The sequence below is a fragment of the Streptomyces sp. NPDC030183 genome, assembly GCF_055573455.1.
Map to the genome: position 1 here is coordinate 20,062 of NZ_JBVIBK010000045.1, position 16,059 is coordinate 36,120.

The 16,059-nt window shown below is 69.6% G+C and carries 15 protein-coding genes; 8 read left to right on the forward strand and 7 right to left on the reverse strand.

Going from position 1 to position 16,059, the window contains the following annotated elements; all coding sequences use genetic code 11:
* The first annotated feature begins 150 nt into the window (after positions 1-150).
* From ACZ4Z2_RS35445 to ACZ4Z2_RS35460, 4 genes are all read left to right on the forward strand, one after another.
* A complete protein-coding gene (locus ACZ4Z2_RS35445; protein WP_468081728.1) occupies positions 151-1,428 on the forward strand; it encodes an extracellular solute-binding protein in 1,278 nt (425 codons plus the stop codon).
* Between the two features lie 282 nt (positions 1,429-1,710).
* Positions 1,711-2,703 carry a carbohydrate ABC transporter permease gene (locus ACZ4Z2_RS35450; RefSeq protein ID WP_468081729.1) on the forward strand — a complete coding sequence of 331 codons (993 nt, stop codon included), beginning with the start codon at positions 1,711-1,713 and terminating at the stop codon, positions 2,701-2,703.
* Positions 2,700-3,542 (forward strand): carbohydrate ABC transporter permease, encoded by an 843-nt coding sequence (locus ACZ4Z2_RS35455; protein WP_468081730.1) that lies wholly within the window; start codon positions 2,700-2,702, stop codon positions 3,540-3,542. The genes ACZ4Z2_RS35450 and ACZ4Z2_RS35455 overlap by 4 nt, the downstream gene beginning before the upstream one ends.
* A 7-nt stretch (positions 3,543-3,549) precedes the next feature.
* Positions 3,550-5,082 carry a glycoside hydrolase family 3 protein gene (locus ACZ4Z2_RS35460; RefSeq protein WP_468081732.1) on the forward strand — a complete coding sequence of 511 codons (1,533 nt, stop codon included), beginning with the start codon at positions 3,550-3,552 and terminating at the stop codon, positions 5,080-5,082.
* A 153-nt stretch (positions 5,083-5,235) separates the two neighbouring features.
* Here ACZ4Z2_RS35460 and nagB read toward each other — a convergent pair whose 3' ends face one another.
* Positions 5,236-6,021, reverse strand: a complete 786-nt coding sequence (gene nagB, locus ACZ4Z2_RS35465; protein WP_468081733.1) for a glucosamine-6-phosphate deaminase — start codon at positions 6,019-6,021, stop codon at positions 5,236-5,238.
* A gap of 194 nt (positions 6,022-6,215) precedes the next feature.
* Complete coding sequence (locus ACZ4Z2_RS35470; protein WP_468081734.1) at positions 6,216-6,965, reverse strand: SDR family oxidoreductase; 750 nt, start codon at positions 6,963-6,965, stop codon at positions 6,216-6,218.
* A gap of 95 nt (positions 6,966-7,060) precedes the next feature.
* Between ACZ4Z2_RS35470 and ACZ4Z2_RS35475 the strand changes: the two genes are divergently transcribed.
* Together ACZ4Z2_RS35475 and ACZ4Z2_RS35480 are read left to right on the forward strand one after the other, a co-directional pair.
* Entirely contained in the window at positions 7,061-7,693 is a 633-nt protein-coding gene (locus ACZ4Z2_RS35475; protein WP_468081735.1) for a TetR/AcrR family transcriptional regulator, read from the forward strand.
* Between the two features lie 576 nt (positions 7,694-8,269).
* A complete protein-coding gene (locus tag ACZ4Z2_RS35480; protein WP_468081736.1) occupies positions 8,270-9,745 on the forward strand; it encodes a sensor histidine kinase in 1,476 nt (491 codons plus the stop codon).
* 175 nt (positions 9,746-9,920) lie between these two features.
* On the opposite strand, the gene ACZ4Z2_RS35485 is transcribed toward ACZ4Z2_RS35480, so the two are convergent.
* Together ACZ4Z2_RS35485 and ACZ4Z2_RS35490 are read right to left on the reverse strand one after the other, a co-directional pair.
* The gene (locus tag ACZ4Z2_RS35485; protein WP_003992873.1) at positions 9,921-10,178 is read right to left on the reverse strand and encodes a WhiB family transcriptional regulator; all 258 of its coding nucleotides are present in this window, start codon (positions 10,176-10,178) and stop codon (positions 9,921-9,923) included.
* 318 nt (positions 10,179-10,496) lie between these two features.
* Positions 10,497-11,468 (reverse strand): diacylglycerol/lipid kinase family protein, encoded by a 972-nt coding sequence (locus ACZ4Z2_RS35490; RefSeq protein ID WP_468081746.1) that lies wholly within the window; start codon positions 11,466-11,468, stop codon positions 10,497-10,499.
* 139 nt (positions 11,469-11,607) lie between these two features.
* On the opposite strand from ACZ4Z2_RS35490, the gene ACZ4Z2_RS35495 reads away from it, so the two are divergent.
* A complete protein-coding gene (locus ACZ4Z2_RS35495; protein WP_468081737.1) occupies positions 11,608-12,060 on the forward strand; it encodes a hypothetical protein in 453 nt (150 codons plus the stop codon).
* A gap of 87 nt (positions 12,061-12,147) precedes the next feature.
* Here ACZ4Z2_RS35495 and ACZ4Z2_RS35500 read toward each other — a convergent pair whose 3' ends face one another.
* The 3 genes from ACZ4Z2_RS35500 to ACZ4Z2_RS35510 form a co-directional block, all read right to left on the reverse strand.
* On the reverse strand, positions 12,148-13,299 hold the full coding sequence (locus tag ACZ4Z2_RS35500; protein ID WP_468081738.1) for an RNA polymerase sigma factor SigF: 1,152 nt from the start codon (positions 13,297-13,299) through the stop codon (positions 12,148-12,150).
* On the reverse strand, positions 13,296-13,709 hold the full coding sequence (locus tag ACZ4Z2_RS35505) for an ATP-binding protein (protein ID WP_033525425.1): 414 nt from the start codon (positions 13,707-13,709) through the stop codon (positions 13,296-13,298). Before ACZ4Z2_RS35505 ends, ACZ4Z2_RS35500 begins: the two co-directional genes overlap by 4 nt.
* 342 nt (positions 13,710-14,051) lie before the next feature.
* A complete protein-coding gene (locus tag ACZ4Z2_RS35510; protein ID WP_468081740.1) occupies positions 14,052-14,312 on the reverse strand; it encodes a UBP-type zinc finger domain-containing protein in 261 nt (86 codons plus the stop codon).
* A gap of 61 nt (positions 14,313-14,373) precedes the next feature.
* Here ACZ4Z2_RS35510 and ACZ4Z2_RS35515 point away from each other — a divergent pair, with 61 nt between their 5' ends.
* On the forward strand, positions 14,374-15,969 hold the full coding sequence (locus tag ACZ4Z2_RS35515; protein ID WP_468081742.1) for a Na+/H+ antiporter: 1,596 nt from the start codon (positions 14,374-14,376) through the stop codon (positions 15,967-15,969).
* Positions 15,970-16,059: the final 90 nt, after the last annotated feature.

A 16,059-nucleotide genomic window follows, 5' to 3' on the forward strand; every position in this document is an offset into this window, starting at 1 on the left:
CTTGACACGCCGATTGGTCTGAGCCAAGCTCCGGCGTACTGGTCTACACCATTGGTCCAGGTCCCGGCCCCATGGGCGGTACGTCTGTCACCGCGGGGAGCAGGGGGGTTTGTGGCATCCCTGAGGAATGGCATCCCTGAGGAGGGTGGCGTGAAGCGCAAGCTGACAACCGCGATCTGTGTCGTGGGCATGATGGTCTCCATCGCGGCGTGCGGGGGCGAGAGCGGGGGCTCGGACAAGGCGGCCGACACCAAGGAACTGACCGTCTGGCTCACGGTCGACGCACAGAACAACTGGCCGGAACTGGTCAAGGCCGCCGACGCCGCGGTCAAGAAGAAGCACCCCGGCATCAAGATCAAGCACGAGTACTACGGCTGGCCGGACAAGAACGCCAAGCTGGACGCCGTCCTCGCCACCGACAAGGCCCCCGACGTCGTCGAGATGGGCAACACCGAGATGCTCGCCTACATGGTCAAGGGCGCCTTCGCCCCCGTGGACCCGGCGAAGTTCGACAACTCCGGCGCCTGGCTCGACGGCCTCAAGGCCTCCGTGACCTACGAGGGCAAGACCTACGGCGTCCCGTACTACGCGGGCGGCCGCGTCGCCAACTGGCGCAAGGACGTCTTCGCCGCCGCGGGAGTCAAGTCCCCGCCGAAGACCTATGCCGAGCTGACCGCCGCCCTCGACAAGGTCCAGAAGAAGCAGGGCGACAAGTTCAGCGCCTGGTACCAGCCCACCCGCGACTGGTACGCGGCCATGTCCTTCGTCTACGACGCCGGCGGCTCCATAGCCGTCGAGTCGGGCGGCCAGTGGAAGGCCAACCTCTCCTCCCCGGAGTCCGTCAAGGGCCTGAAGGCGTTCCAGAACGTCGTCGACCGCTATATGCACGGCGACAAGACCAAGGACGAGTCCGACCGCTACATCGTCTACGGCCAGGGCAAGTCCGGCATGATCTTCGCCCCCGCCTGGGAGGGCGCGACCGCCGCGGCCAAGGAGAACGACAAGACCGGCAAGCTCGCCGGCAACGTCGAGAACTTCGTACTGCCCGGCCCGTCCGGCAAGAACCTGCCCGTCTTCCTCGGCGGCTCCGACCTCGCCGTCCCGGTGAAGTCCGACGCGCAGGGCGTCGCCGCCGAGTGGATCAACGCCCTCACCGGTCCCGCCGGACAGAAGGGGCTGATGAAGAAGGGCAACCTGCCCAACAACAAGACCGACCTCGCCACCCTCAAGGAGGACCCGGCGACGGCGGTCCCGGCCACCGCGGCGGAGTCCAACTGGTTCGTCCCGATGGCGCCCGGCTGGGGCCAGGTGGAGAAGGCCCAGATCCTCCAGACCATGCTCCAGAACATCGGCACCGGCAAGAAGACGGTCGAGGAGGCCGCCAAGGAGGCGGACGCCGCGATCGACAAGGTCATCAACACCAAGTGACGGTCGACCCCCGTTCGGGCCCGGCGTCGTGGGCCGGGCCCGAACGGGGGTGCCACAGCCCCGACCGGTGGGTGCCATGAGTCGAGCCGGCGCGTGCCTCACGACCGTGCCGACGCGTGCATCACGACAGTGCGGCGACGGGCCGTGGTGGCCGTCGCCCGAGCGTCGTGGCCGGTCGCTCGGCTCCCCGCGCCCCTCCTCGGGCGCCACCGCCCGGCTCCTGCGGGGCGGGTACGGCGGGGTGCTGACCGGCTCCCTCTTCATTTGCTTTAGGAGCGCGCGATGAGTGCCGCAGACACGACCACTCCGACCAAGGTGCCGCCACCGCGGCAGGCGCCACCAGGGCCGCCCGCCGCCGTCGACCGGGCCTCCGGTACGAAGCGTTCCGGCGGAGCCGCCGTCCCGTGGGCGCTCCTCGCCCCGTGCCTGCTGATCCTCGCCGTCGTCCTCGGCTATCCGCTGGTCCGTCTGGTCACCCTCTCCTTCCAGAAGTTCGGCCAGTCCCAGCTGTGGGGCTTCCAGCCGGCGGAGTCGGTCGGCTTCGACAACTTCGCCAAGGTGCTGGGCGACGGCGAGTTCTGGACAGTCGTCGTACGGACCATCGTCTTCGCCGCCTCCTGCGTCGTCTTCACCATGGTCATCGGCATGCTGATCGCGCTGCTGCTCCAGCGGGTCTCCGGCTGGGTGAAGACCCTCATCAACATTGCCCTCGTGGCGAGCTGGGGCATGCCGATCATCGTGGCCACCACCGTCTTCAAGTGGCTCTTCGACTCCGACTACGGCATCTTCAACGCCCTCCTCAGCAAGCTCCCCGGCGTCGACATGATCGGCCACAACTGGTTCGCGAGCGGCCCCGAAGGACTCGCCGTCATCACACTGCTCGTCGTGTGGGGCGCCGTGCCGTTCGTCGTCATCACTCTCAGCGCCGGACTCACCCAGGTGCCGAAGGAGTTGGAGGAGGCCGCCCGCCTGGACGGCGCCGGCGCCTGGGGCGTCTTCCGCTACGTCACCCTCCCCATCCTGAAGCCGATCGTCGTGATGCTCACGACCCTCTCGGTCATCTGGGACATGGGTGTCTTCCCGCAGGTCTTCGTGATGCGCAACGGCCACCCGGAGGCCGAGTTCCAACTGCTCACCACCTACTCGTACGACAGGGCCTTCGTGGTCAACGACTACGCGCAGGGCTCCGCGATCGCACTCCTGACCGTGCTGTTGCTGCTCGGCGTGATCGGTGTCTACATGCGCCAGATGCTGAAGATCGGAGAGGTCGAATGAGCACAGCAGCTGTCTCCGGTCGCCGCGGGTCCAGGCTCGGCTGGAACCTCCTCGGCCTCCTCGTCTTCGTCACCGCCGGCTTCCCCGTCTACTGGATGCTGAACACCGCGTTCAAACCGGCCAAGGACGCCATCGACCCCGACCCCAGCCTCCTGCCGACCTCGATCACCTTCTCCAACTTCAGCCGCGCACTGGACATCGCCGACTTCTGGGGTCCCGTGGGCCGCAGTCTCGTGGTGTCCCTGACGGTGGTCGTGATCGGCGTTGTCGTCGGCATGCTGGCGGCCCTCGCCATCTCCCGCTTCGCCTTCCGCGGCCGGAAAGTGGTGATCGTGGGCATCCTGGCCGTCCAGATGGTCCCGCTGGTCGCGATGATCATCCCGGTGTTCCTGCTGTTGAACGACCTGGGCCAGTACGACCGCCTCACCGGCCTCATCATCACCTATCTGACCTTCATCCTCCCGTTCACGGTGTGGACCCTGCGCGGCTTCATCGTCAACATCCCCCGCGAGCTGGAGGAGGCCGCCATGGTCGACGGCTGCTCCCGCACCACCGCCTTCCTCCGCGTGGTCTTCCCCCTGCTCGCACCCGGCATGGTGGCGACCTCGGTCTACGGCTTCATCCAAGCGTGGAACGAGTACCTGTACGCCCTGATGCTGATGAGCCAGCAGAACCAGACCGCGACCGTCTGGCTCGGCAACTTCACCACCAAACACGGCACCGAATACGCCCCGATGATGGCCGGCTCCACCATGATGGCCGTGCCGATCGTCGTCCTCTTCCTCCTCGTCCAGCGCAAGATGGCCGCGGGCCTCACCGCGGGCGCCGTGAAGGGATAACCACCCGATGACGACATTCGCCACCGGCTCGACCGGCTCCCACCCGGGGCAGGACGGCCTCAAGCGGGACGCGCTGACGGTCCTCCAGCCCGGATTCACGGGCACCACCGCCCCCGACTGGCTGCTGCGCCGCCTCGGCGAGGGCCTCGCCTCCGTCGGCCTCTTCGGCCGCAACATCACCTCCCCCGAACAACTCTCCGCCCTCACCGCTCAGTTGCGCGCCGAGCACGAGGACGTCCTGGTCGCGATCGACGAGGAGGGCGGCGACGTCACCCGCCTGGAGGTCCGCACCGGCTCCTCCTTCCCCGGCAACCACGCCCTGGGCGCCGTCGACGACGTCGACCTCACCCGGGACGTGGCCTTCGCCCTCGGCCGCCGCCTCGCCGATTGCGGCGTCAACTTCAACTGGGCCCCCTCCGCCGACGTCAACTCCAACCCGGCGAACCCCGTCATCGGCGTGCGCTCCTTCGGCGCCGATCCCGACCTGGTCGCCCGCCACACGGCCGCCTATGTCACCGGCCTCCAGGCCGCCGGGGTCGCCGCCTGCACCAAGCACTTCCCGGGCCACGGCGACACCGCCGTCGACTCCCACCTCGCCCTGCCCCGCATCGACGCGGACCGCCCCCTGATCGAGGCCCGTGAACTGGTGCCCTTCCACGCCGCCATCGCCGCCGGCACCCGCGCCATCATGAGTGCCCACATCCTCGTCCCGGCCCTGGACCCGGACCGCCCGGCCACGCTGTCCGACGGCATCCTCAGCGACCTCCTCCGCGGCGAGCTGGGCTACGACGGCCTCATCGTCACCGACGGCATGGAGATGCGGGCCATCGCCGGTACCTACGGCATCGAGCACGGCAGCGTCCTCGCCCTCGCCGCCGGTGCCGACGCGATCTGCGTGGGCGGCGGCCTCGCCGACGACGACACCGTACGGCGCCTGCGCGACGCCCTGGTTACCGCCGTACGCTCCGGCACCCTCCCCGAGGAACGCCTCGCGGACGCGGCGAACCGGGTCCGGTCCCTGGCCGAGTGCACCCGCCGGGCGACCGGGGGAGTGGACGCCGCGGCAGCGGACGCCGGGGGCACGGACCTCGTTGGGGCCGGCCTCGCCGCCGCCCGACGAGCGCTGCGGGCGACCTTCGCCCACCAGCCGTACGAACCCCCCGTCCAGCCCCTGTACGTGGCGGCCTTCACCCCGGTGGCGAACATCGCCGTCGGCGACGAGACCCCCTGGGGCGTGGGCGCGGAGCTGGCCCGTCTCCTGCCCGGCACCGAGACCGGCACCTTCGCGGGCGACAGCGCCGGCGCCTCCGCCCTCGCGGTGGCCGGCACCCGACGCATCGTCGCCGTGGTCCGCGACGAGCACCGCCACCCCTGGATGAGCGACGCCCTCGACGTCCTCCTCTCCACCCGCCCCGACACGATCGTCGTCGAGATGGGAGTCCCCCAGTCCCCGCCCCGCGGCGCCCTCCACATCGCGACCCACGGAGCGGCCAGGGTCTGCGGACGAGCGGCGGCCGAGGTCATCATGAGCGCTCGATAACGCTCCCCGTCGCCGGACGGCCCGCGAACGGCTGACGGGGGAGACGCGCCCCGCCACCGCAGGCGGGGCACGCCGACCGCGGGAACCGCACCACACAAAGGCGCCACAGCCCCTCCTCCCGGGCCGTGGCGCCTCAGCGCGTCCTCGGTCCCGTCAGATCCCCTGCCAGTCAGGCTTGTTGCTGTAGGTGTGCCGGAAGTAGTCCGCGAGCTTCAGCTTCGACGCGGCGCCCTCGTCCACCACCACCGTGGCGTGCGGGTGGAGCTGCAGTGCCGACGCCGGGCACACCGCCGCCACCGGCCCCTCCACCGTCGCCGCGACGGCGTCCGCCTTGCCCTCACCGGTGGCCAGCAGCACCAGGTGGCGTGCCTCCAGGATCGTGCCTATGCCCTGGGTGATGACGTGGTGCGGCACCTGCTCGATGTCCCCGTCGAAGAACCGCGCGTTGTCGATCCGGGTCTGCTCGGTGAGCGTCTTGATGCGGGTCCGGGAGGCCAGGGACGAGCACGGTTCGTTGAACCCTATGTGCCCGTCGGTCCCGATCCCCAGCAGTTGCAGCTCCACACCGCCCGCCTCGGCCAACGCCCGGTCGTACGCCTCGCAGGCCCCCGGTATGTCCTCGGCGGTGCCGTCCGGTCCCATGAACGCGTCCATGCCGAGCCCCAGCGGCTCCAGCACCTCACGGCGCAGCACCGAGCGGTACGACTCGGGGTGGTCGGCCGGCAGCCCCACGTACTCGTCGAGCTGGGCGATCCGCGCCCGCGAAACGTCCACGGCACCGGAGCGGGCCTTCGCGGTCAGCGCCTGGTAGATGGGCAGCGGGGTCGAGCCCGTGGCCACGCCGAGCAGCGCCTCGGGCTTCCGCCGGAGCAACTGCGCCATCGCCTCGGCTATGAGTTCGCCACCCGCCTTGGCATCCGGAACGATGACAACTTCCACGCTGGGCCTGCCGATCTGGAGAGAGGGACGCGACTGGGAGTCGGGAGAAACTATGTGGTTTAGACCAATCTAGCAGAGCGGACCTCGCACGGATGTGTCCCGCGTCACGCGAGCGGAACCCATCTTCCCCGGTCACAAGGCCGGGCTCCACGTCGGAGCCGCCCGCTCCCTTCTCCAGTGGAGCACCCGGTCCCCTACGTCAGGGAACCACCCGTGGCGTCCACCCAGCTTCCCGTCACCCACCGGCTCTCGTCCGATGCCAGGAACGCCACCACGTCCGCGATGTCCTCCACCGCTCCGACCCGGCCCAGCGCCGATATCCCCTCGGCCATCGCACGACCCGCCTCGGTGTCCAGGAACTCGGCGGTGTTGTCGGTCGCGGTCACGCCCGGCGCGACCGAGTTCACGGTGATGCCGCGCGGGCCGAGCACCTTCGACAGGTCGCGGGAGAGGACGTCCAGCGCGCCCTTCGTCATCGCATAGGCCATGTTGTGCGGCATCGCCGCGGTCCGCGCGAGTCCCGACGAGATGTTGATGACGCGGCCGCCGTCGCTCAGCCGGGCCATCCCGTGCTTGACGAGGAAGAGCGGCGCTTTCACGTTCACCGCGAAGAGCCTGTCGTACTCGTCCTCGTCGATCTCCTCGATCGGGCGGGAGCTGCCGATCGCCGCGTTGTTCACCAGGATGTCCAGTCCGTCCGCGTGCCGGTCGAACTCCTCCCACAGGGTCTCGACGTCTCCCGGGGTGCCGAGCTCGGCTCCGATGGCGAAGGCGGAACCGCCGGCGGCCTCGATGACGGCCACCGTCTCCTTCGCGGCTGGCTCGTTCCTCCCGTAGTGCACCGCCACCCGGGCGCCGTCGCGCCCCAGTCGCTCGGCGATGCCTCGCCCGATGCCCCTGCTCGCCCCCGTGACCAGCGCCGTCCTGCCCGCGAGCACACCCATGTCGGCTCCCCCTCCATATTTTCTAGCGGTCGCTACATAATTCACCGTAGATCAGCCCGCCGACGTTTGTCTAGTGCCCGCTATAAAATGCCTCCATGGTGACCAAGGAGAGCAAGCAGCGCGGCCGTCCCCGCTCCTTCGACCGCGAGACCGCCCTGGAGAAGGCGATCCTGGCGTTCTGGGAGAACGGCTACGAGGCCACCTCCGTCGCCGACCTCACCCGCGTCATGGGCATCGGCGCCCCGAGCCTGTACTCCGCCTTCGGTGACAAGCAGTCCCTCTTCGAAGAGGTGGTCCGGGAGTACGGCAGCCGCTACGGCTCCTTCACCGACCGGGCCCTGGAGGAGGAGCCCACCGCGCGGGCCGCCGTCGAGCGGATACTGCGCGAGGCCGCCGTCGAGTACACGGACCCCGCCCACCCCCACGGCTGTCTGGTCATCCACGCGGCCACCAACTGCACCAGCCGCGAGGTCGAGGAGTCCCTCCGCGCCCGGCGCAATGCCTGGATCGACGTCTTCGAGAGCCGTATAAGAGCGGACATCGCGGCCGGTGAACTGCCCGCCGACACGGACGCCTCCGCACTCGCCCGCCACACCGGCGTGATCATCCAGGGCATGTCCCAGCAGGCACGGGACGGCGCGGCCAGGCAGGACCTGGAGGCGGTCGCCGAACTCGCCATGTCCATCTGGCCCCACTCCGACCGCCCCGACACCCCCGCCCGCGCCTGACGCCCCCGGCCGACCGCTCACCAGCACGCCTGACACCGCCGACCGACCGCTCCGCAGGGCCACCGCCCCGCACCGCATCCCATGCCCGCTCCACCCGGAACGCGGTGTGCGAAAAGCCACGGGCCCCGGCATTCCGGTCCGGCGGCCGGCCGAACCGGGCTACGCTGCGTACAAGCCCTTGCCCCGGCCCACCGGCGGTCGATCGGCAGGGAACAACAACAAACATCCGCCAACGCATGGACACACGCAGTGGTCTAGTCAAGAATGGCGTGATAGCTCATCTGATCGATCAGCGCTCCGACGCGGACGATCACCTGTGAACACCACAGACCTCCGTCTTCCCCGCACAGGAAGGCGGACCGAGGAACCGGCGCTCTCTGCCCTGACTGCTCCGGCTCCTCATCCTTCGGTCGATGGGACCGCACACCCCACGGCCGATGTTGCTCCGGGCTGCGGTGCCGGGAGGGTTGAGGGTCCCTCTCAGGCGCCGCGGCCCGCGGGTGCTTCCGGGGCTGGATCCGTCGCCCCAGCCCACCGTTTCCAGGCATGTCCGTACCGCCAGGTACGCTCGCACACGTGCCCTCCATGAACGAACTCGTCCGCCAGCACACCGCTCTCAGCGACTCCGATCTGGAGTGGCTGCATCTGCTGGTGTCGGAGTGGCAGCTCCTCTCCGACCTCTCCTTCGCCGACCTCGTCCTCTGGGTCCCCACCCGCGACGGCACGCGCTACGTCTCCGTGGCCCAGATGCGCCCCAACACCGGCCCCACCTCGTACCAGGACGACATGGTCGGCCACCTGGTGCCACGCGGCCGCCGCCCGCTCCTGGACGTCGCGCTCGACGAGGGCCGGATCGTGCGGGAGGGTGACCCGGAGTGGCGCGAGGAGGTGCCCGTACGGGTCGAGTCCATCCCCGTCAGCAGGGAGGGCCGGGTCCTCGGGGTCATCGCGCGCAACACCAACCTGCTGACCGTACGGACCCCCAGCCGGCTGGAGCTCACCTATCTCCAGAGCGCGTCGGACCTCGCGCAGATGATCGCCGTCGGCGCGTTTCCCTTCCCCGACCAGCAGGTCGACATGGACGCCTCACCGCGCGTCGGCGACGGGCTGATCCGGCTCGACGCCGACGGCATCGTCCAGTACGCCTCCCCGAACGCCCTGTCCGCGTACCACCGCCTGGGTCTCGCCGCCGACCTCGTCGGCTGCCACCTCGGCCGTACCACCGCCGAACTCGCCCCCTCCCGCGGGCCGGTGGACGAGGCACTGGCGAAGGTGGCGAGCGGCTGGGCGCCACGTGAGTTCGAGATCGAGTCGAACGAAGGGGTGATCCAGCTCCGCGCGATCCCCCTCAAACCCAAGGGTCCGCGCATCGGTTCCCTCGTCCTCCTGCGGGACGTCACCGAACTGCGTCGCCGCGAACGCGAGTTGATCACCAAGGACGCGACCATCCGGGAGATCCACCACCGGGTGAAGAACAACCTCCAGACGGTCGCGGCGCTGCTGCGCCTCCAGGCGCGGCGCATCGACTCCGAGCGCGGCCGTGAAGCCCTGGAGGAGGCCGTACGGCGGGTCGGGTCGATCGCGATCGTGCATGAGACGCTGTCCCAGAATCTGGACGAGCGTGTGGAGTTCGACGAGATCGCCGACCGGGTGCTGGCCATGGTCGCCGAGATCTCCCCGGGCAAGGTCACCGGCCGGCGCACCGGACGCTTCGGCATCCTCGACGCGGAGGTGGCGACCCCGCTGTCCATGGTCCTCACCGAGATCCTGCAGAACGCCCTCGAACACGGCTTCCGGGAAGGCGACACCGGCACCGTGGAGGTGTCGGCCGTACGCGGCGGCACCACCAAGGAGAGCCGTCTCCTCGTCACCGTCCAGGACGACGGAGTGGGACTGCCCGACGGCTTCGACCCGCACCGCTCCGGCAACCTCGGCCTGCAGATCGTACGGACGCTGGTGGAGGGCGAGTTGGGCGGCACCTTCGACATGGTCCCGGCCCCGGACCAGGGCACCCAGGTCATCCTCGACATCCCGGTCCGCGCACAGAAGTAGGAACGCCCGGCGGAGCGCGACCGGACAGCACTGAGCCCCGGACCATCATGTGGTCCGGGGCTCAGTCTCGTCGCTGATTAGGCGCACCGGGGGCACTGCGCGCTGCGGCTCGGGGGCGGGAGATGCGTACTCGCTGTACGCGCCGCCAAGCTCAGGCTATTGCTGGGTGGGATTGTCAGGCGGAGGCCTGACGGGCCCGGTTGCGGGCGGCGCGGCGCTTCATGGCGCGGCGCTCGTCCTCGCTGAGACCACCCCAGACGCCGGAGTCCTGGCCGGACTCAAGCGCCCACTGCAGACACTGCTCGATAACCGGGCAGCGACGGCAGACAGCCTTGGCTTCCTCGATCTGCAGCAGCGCAGGACCGGTGTTGCCGATGGGGAAGAAGAGCTCGGGGTCTTCCTCGCGGCAAACGGCGTTGTGACGCCAGTCCATGGCTGCTACCTCTCCTTGGTATTACATGCACGTTGCTTGTGAATGTGAACGCTTTCACGAATCCCTCAACAAGTGAAGGGCCGACCACCAGGCGGACTGGTGTGGTCCTTTGTTGTGAGGAGGGGTTCTGGCGCTTGCTTGAGCCGGTGTTGCGGGCTGTCCCGAGCGCCACGTAGAGACTCGCAAACCTCAGCGGCGGATACAACCCCTTCCGGAAAGTTTTTTTTGATTCCTCGGTGTCGACTGTGTCACAGCCGTACTTCCATGGGGTGGACCCTGGCCTAAACGTTCGAGTGGAAGGACTTTTGCCCGTTCCGCTCACACAATCACACGCAGTGCACGGCGTACGCCTGTGAACGTCACGCTCGTACGCAGTCCCAGGTGGTCGCCGTCCATCTGGAGGGGGAGGGGCACCTTCGAATGCAAGGTGAAGTCGGTCAAGTCGTGCACGGTGGTGGCGTGCTTGCCATGGGGGCCCCGCTCGGGGGACGAAGTAAGCAACTGCGTGGCATAACGGGCAAGCGCGGCCGTCGACATCCGGCTGAGACCGAGCACGTCGAGCCCTTTATCGAACGAGGCCTTAGGTGACGCGTACACCGGGCGATTGCCGAGAAACGTCCACGGGGACGTGTTGCAGACTATGGACAGCACAAGATCGGTAATGGGCTCCTCGCCGGCCCGCTCCAGGGTGATCGTGCCGTTCCTGCGGTGAGGCTCATCCAGGAACTGCCGGAATGCCTGACGCAGGTAAAGAGCGTGTGTGGATTTCCTTCCCCGCTCGCGCTGTTGCTCGACCCGGCCGATCACCCCGGCGTCGAAGCCGAGGCCGGCGCAGAACGTGAACCAGCGGGACGGGACCGCCTCGTCCTCCGAGCCCGGGGTGCCCGAGGCCATGCCCAGACCGACGGTGCGCTCGCGGTTCTCGCGGAGGGCGTCCAGGAGGGCGCCGGTCGCCTCGACGGCGTCGTTGGGCAGACCCAGGGCGCGTGCGAAGACATTCGTGGAGCCGCCGGGGACCACGGCGAGGCGGGGGAGACGGTCGGGGTCGGGGCCGTGGTGCAGCAGGCCGTTGACGACCTCGTTGACCGTGCCGTCACCGCCGAGCGCGACGACCAGTTCGATGTCGTCCTTGCCCTCGGCCGCCTGGCGGGCGAGGTCCTTGGCGTGGCCGCGGTACTCGGTGGTGACCGCCTCGAGCTTCATCTCGCTCGCCAGCGCGTGGATCAGGACATCGCGCGTACGTGCGCTTGTGGTGGTTGCCGCCGGATTGACCACGAGAAGTGCACGCATGAGTTGCAGCGTACCTACTGAGCGGTACTCCTCCCATACCGAGGTGCGGATCACAGGGGAGATCGTGTAGTGACGATGAGCACGTGAGGGGCGTGCGGGCGGCCGGTGTGCGTCCGGGCGCCGGGGCTACCCTTCAGGGGTGAGCCCTCAGCAGAACCCCACGCCGGACACCCCCGACGCCGCGCCCCGCCCCGGGCGGCTGACCGCCGCGGCGGCCCTTGCGGCGCTGGAGGGGATCGCCCTGCTGGTCGGCGGTGGCGCCATGCTCGTCCTGGGCTTCGGCGGCGACTCCGACGACCTCAGCACCGGCGTCACCGGGGGCCTCACCCTCATCGCCCTGGCCCTGCTGCCGCTGATCGCCGCCCGCGGGCTGCTGCTGATGCGGAGCTGGAGCAGGGGGCCCGCCGTCATCACGCAGATCATGGCGCTGCCGGTCGCGTACAACCTGCTTCGGGCGGACAGCGTGGCGATCCCGGCGGGGATCGTCCTGGCCGTGGTCGCGGTCGCGGCGCTGGTCCTGCTGATCAACCCGGCGACGACGCAGGCCCTCGGAATCCAAGGGCCTGGTCGGGCGGAGGAGGGCAAGCGCTAGGGGGGCGTCCGTCCCCGTCCTGTCGCCCCGCGCACCGGGCGGTCCGTCGCATCCCGGGACCGCTCGTGGCTCCCCAGGAGGCTGCTCTTACTCCTCCACCAGCAGCTTCTCCCGGAGCTGGGCCAGAGTGCGGGCCAGCAGACGGGAGACGTGCATCTGGGAGATGCCGACCTCCTGCGCGATCTGCGACTGGGTCATGTTGCCGAAGAACCGCAGCAGCAGGATCCGCTTTTCGCGCGGCGGAAGGTCTTCCAGGAGCGGCTTCAGGGACTCCCGGTATTCGACGCCCTCCAGTGCCTCGTCCTCGGCGCCCAGGGTGTCGGCGACGGCCGGCGACTCGTCGTCGGTGTCGGGGACGTCCAGCGACAGCGTGGAGTACGCGTTGGCGGACTCGAGGCCCTCCAGGACCTCCTCCTCCGAGATGGCCAGCTTCTCGGCCAGCTCGTGCACCGTCGGGGAGCGGCCGTGCTGCTGGGACAGCTCGGCCGTGGCCGTGGTCAGCGCCAGCCGAAGCTCCTGCAGACGGCGCGGCACCCGCACCGCCCAGCCCTTGTCGCGGAAGTGCCGCTTGATCTCGCCGACGACCGTCGGGGTCGCGTATGTGGAGAACTCCACGCCGCGGTCCGGGTCGAAACGGTCGACCGACTTGATCAGACCGATGGTGGCGACCTGCGTCAGGTCGTCCAGCGGCTCACCGCGGTTGCGGAACCGGCGCGCGAGGTGCTCCACGAGCGGCAGATGCATCCGGACCAGCTGATTGCGCAGCTCCGCGTACTCCGCGCTGCCCTCCCGCAGGGAGCGCAGCCGGACGAAGAGGGCACGCGCCCCGCTGCGGTCCTGGGGGTCGTGCTGCGTGCTGCGCACGATCTGCGTGTCCGGCTCGTCGTGTCGCTCGTGCTCGCTCATAGTCCCGCCCGCCGTCACCGTTCCCCCAGCTCTCGACTGTGCTCGAGCGGGGGAGGCCCCAGTCCGCCCTCGTGAGGACATGGTGCTCCGTGCGGCATCCTCCGGCTCCCGTCGCCCGTCGGGGGACGCCTCGTCCTCTTCGTCGACCGGCTCCGTCCACCGAGAGGTTCCGGCCGCCGTCGAGGAGTCGTCCTCCGGGTGCGGCCGGGCCTGCTCGGGAATGCCGTCGACGCCGTCCGTGAGGTGTGCCGGCCCGCCGGGGCCGACCTCCTTCGCGGGAAGTTCCCGTGTGCCGCGTTCTTCGTCCCGCACCGGCCCGTCCCCGTTCCTCACGCCGGCCCGGGTCCCGCGCCGCGCTGTTTGTAGAGGCTGATCGAAACGGTTTTGTCGTCGGCGACCGCGGAGGAGACCTTGCCCGCCAGGGCCGACAGCACGGTCCAGGCGAAGGTGTCGCGCGAGGGGGCGTGGCCGTCCGTGGTCGGGGCCGAGACCGTGACCTCCAGCGAATCGTCGACGAGACGGAAGACACAGCTGAGCACCGAGCCGGGCACGGCCTGCTGGAGCAGGATCGCGCAGGCCTCGTCGACAGCGATGCGCAGGTCCTCGATCTCATCGAGGGTGAAGTCCAAACGGGCCGCGAGGCCGGCCGTCGCCGTACGCAGCACCGACAGGTAGGCACCCGCGGCCGGCAGCCGGACTTCCACGAAGTCCTGGGTCCCGGGCTCGCCTGCGATCTGGGACACCCTCACCTCCAAGGTGGTACAAGCTTTTTCAGGGGCCGAGGGTCGCCCCCCGGGGTAACGCGCTATGTGGTTCAGCGGTGACGCTATCGCGCTCCCGAGCGCCATGTCCCAGGGGTCCTGGCGACCCAGCCCCACGCTGTCACTCATAGTAAGCACACGAACACGCTCTGTGGCTAGGGGTCTGCGGGCCTCAAATAGGAAGAGCGCGCGCCGGATTGACGTACCCAGGCGTCGGACTGCCGAACCTTGTCACACGAGTACGTCGACGTGTCACGGGACGACTTGGTTCCGTCGTGCGACGTCGCGGGCGTGTTCACCGGGGGCCTGTTCGTTTTCCCGCCCTCATACGAGCACGTGGTCGACGAAGCACCAGCGCCAGGTCTCGCCCGGTTCGAAGGTACGCATCACCGGGTGGCCGGTCTCCTTGTGGTGCGCGGTCGCGTGCCGCATCGGCGAGGAGTCGCAGCACCCCACGTGCCCGCACTCCAGGCACTTCCGCAGTTGCACCGGGTGCGTCCCGGCGGCCTCGCATTCAGGACAGGTCTCGCTCAGCGGGGTCGGTTCGGGATGCGGCAGTGCGTCCGCGTGCGTGCACTGTTTCATGATGGCCAGGTTACGACGGGTGCGCGGAAGCTCGCGCGGAAAACGAAGGCGGCACAACGCGATGCACTTCCTGCCCCTGCTGCTCCTGGTCGCCGGTAGCGCGACGGTCGCCGGTGCCGCCCGGCGCACGCCGGTGCCCGCCCCGTTGTTGCTGGTCGCCGCCGGGCTGGCGGTGTCGTACGTGCCCGGCGTGCCGAATTACGAGCTCGACCCCGAGATCGTCCTGCCCCTGGTCCTGCCTCCGCTGCTGTACACGGCCGCCACGGAGAGCTCCTACCTCGATCTGCGTGCCCAACTGCGGCCGGTGGCGCTGCTGTCGGTCGGATACGTCCTGTTCGCGACGCTGGCCGTCGGCTGGGCCGCCTATCTGATCGTGCCGGGGCTGCCGCTGACGGCCGCGCTGGTGCTCGGCGCCGTCGTGGCGCCCCCGGACGCGGTCGCGGCGACGGCGGTCGCCCGGCGGGTGGGGCTGCCGTCACGCATCACCACGATCCTCCAGGGCGAATCCCTGGTGAACGACGCCACCGCGATCACCGCGTACCGGGTCGCCCTCGCCGCCACGATCGGGGAAGGCGCGAGCTGGGCGGGCGGGATCGTCGAGTTCCTGGTGGCGGCGGTCGGTGGCGTCACCGTGGGGTTGCTGCTGATGATGCCGATCCACTGGCTGCGCACCCACCTGAAGGAAGCGCTGCTCCAGAACACGCTCTCCCTGCTGATCCCCTTCGTCGCCTACGGGCTGGCCGAGTGGGTGCACGCCTCCGGGGTGCTCGCCGTGGTCGTGGTCGGCCTGTACCTCGGCTACCGCAACTGGCAGGTCGACTTCGCGACCCGTCTCCAGGAGGAGGCCGTGTGGAAGATGGTCGCCTTCCTGCTCGAATCGGCGGTCTTCGCGCTCATCGGCCTGCAGCTGCCGGTCGTGCTGAAAGGGCTCGGCGAGAACGAGGGCCTGCGCGCCACCTGGTACGCCGTGGCCGTCTTCCTGATCGTGGTCGTGACCCGGTTCGCCTGGGTGTACCCGGCGACCTTCCTGCCCCGGATGCTGTCCGCGCGGATCCGTGAACGCGAGGAGAACCCGACCTGGAAGGGGCCCTTCGTCATCGCGTGGGCCGGTATGCGGGGCGTCGTCTCGCTGGCCATCGCGTTCTCGATCCCGCTCACCGTGCACGGCGGGGACGACTTCCCGCAGAGGAACCTGATCCTCTTCCTGACCTTCACCACGGTGATCGGGACGCTCGTCATCCAGGGGTTGACGCTGCCGCCGCTGATCAGGGCTCTGCGGCTGCCGGGGCGGGACTCGCAGGCCGAGACCCTCGCCGAGGCCAACGCGCAGGCCCAGGCGTCCCGGACGGCCGAGGCGCGGCTCGACGAACTCCTGGAGGACGAGCGCAACGCCCTGCCGCCGCCGCTGGTCGACCGGCTGCGCACGGTCCTGGAGCGGCGCCGCAACGCCGTGTGGGAGCGGCTCGGGGCCGTCAACCCGGTGACCGGGGAGACCAGCGACGACACCTACAGCAGGCTCTCCCGGGAGATGATCGGCGCCGAGCGCGAGGTGTTCGTCAGGCTGCGCGACGGCCGCTACATCGACGACGAGATGCTGCGGACACTGCTGCGCAGGCTGGATCTGGAGGAGGCCGCGGCCTACCGGGAGGCTTCCTAGGCCCTGTCGTCAAATTCCCACCTACCCCGCGACGCCATGCACGCGCTCTCGACGCACCGGGCCCCGACCCGAGTACGTCCAGTACACGGG

Bases quoted from the DNA above. Each gene is read 5' to 3' on its own strand.
- ACZ4Z2_RS35460 (WP_468081732.1), top strand. From the start codon at position 3,550: ATGACGACATTCGCCACCGGCTCGACCGGCTCCCACCCGGGGCAGGAC.
- ACZ4Z2_RS35450 (WP_468081729.1), top strand. From the start codon at position 1,711: ATGAGTGCCGCAGACACGACCACTCCGACCAAGGTGCCGCCACCGCGG.
- ACZ4Z2_RS35485 (WP_003992873.1), bottom strand. From the start codon at position 10,178: ATGGACTGGCGTCACAACGCCGTTTGCCGCGAGGAAGACCCCGAGCTC.
- ACZ4Z2_RS35510 (WP_468081740.1), bottom strand. From the start codon at position 14,312: ATGAAACAGTGCACGCACGCGGACGCACTGCCGCATCCCGAACCGACC.
- ACZ4Z2_RS35515 (WP_468081742.1), top strand. From the start codon at position 14,374: ATGCACTTCCTGCCCCTGCTGCTCCTGGTCGCCGGTAGCGCGACGGTC.
- ACZ4Z2_RS35455 (WP_468081730.1), top strand. From the start codon at position 2,700: ATGAGCACAGCAGCTGTCTCCGGTCGCCGCGGGTCCAGGCTCGGCTGG.
- ACZ4Z2_RS35475 (WP_468081735.1), top strand. From the start codon at position 7,061: ATGGTGACCAAGGAGAGCAAGCAGCGCGGCCGTCCCCGCTCCTTCGAC.
- ACZ4Z2_RS35470 (WP_468081734.1), bottom strand. From the start codon at position 6,965: ATGGGTGTGCTCGCGGGCAGGACGGCGCTGGTCACGGGGGCGAGCAGG.
- ACZ4Z2_RS35490 (WP_468081746.1), bottom strand. From the start codon at position 11,468: ATGCGTGCACTTCTCGTGGTCAATCCGGCGGCAACCACCACAAGCGCA.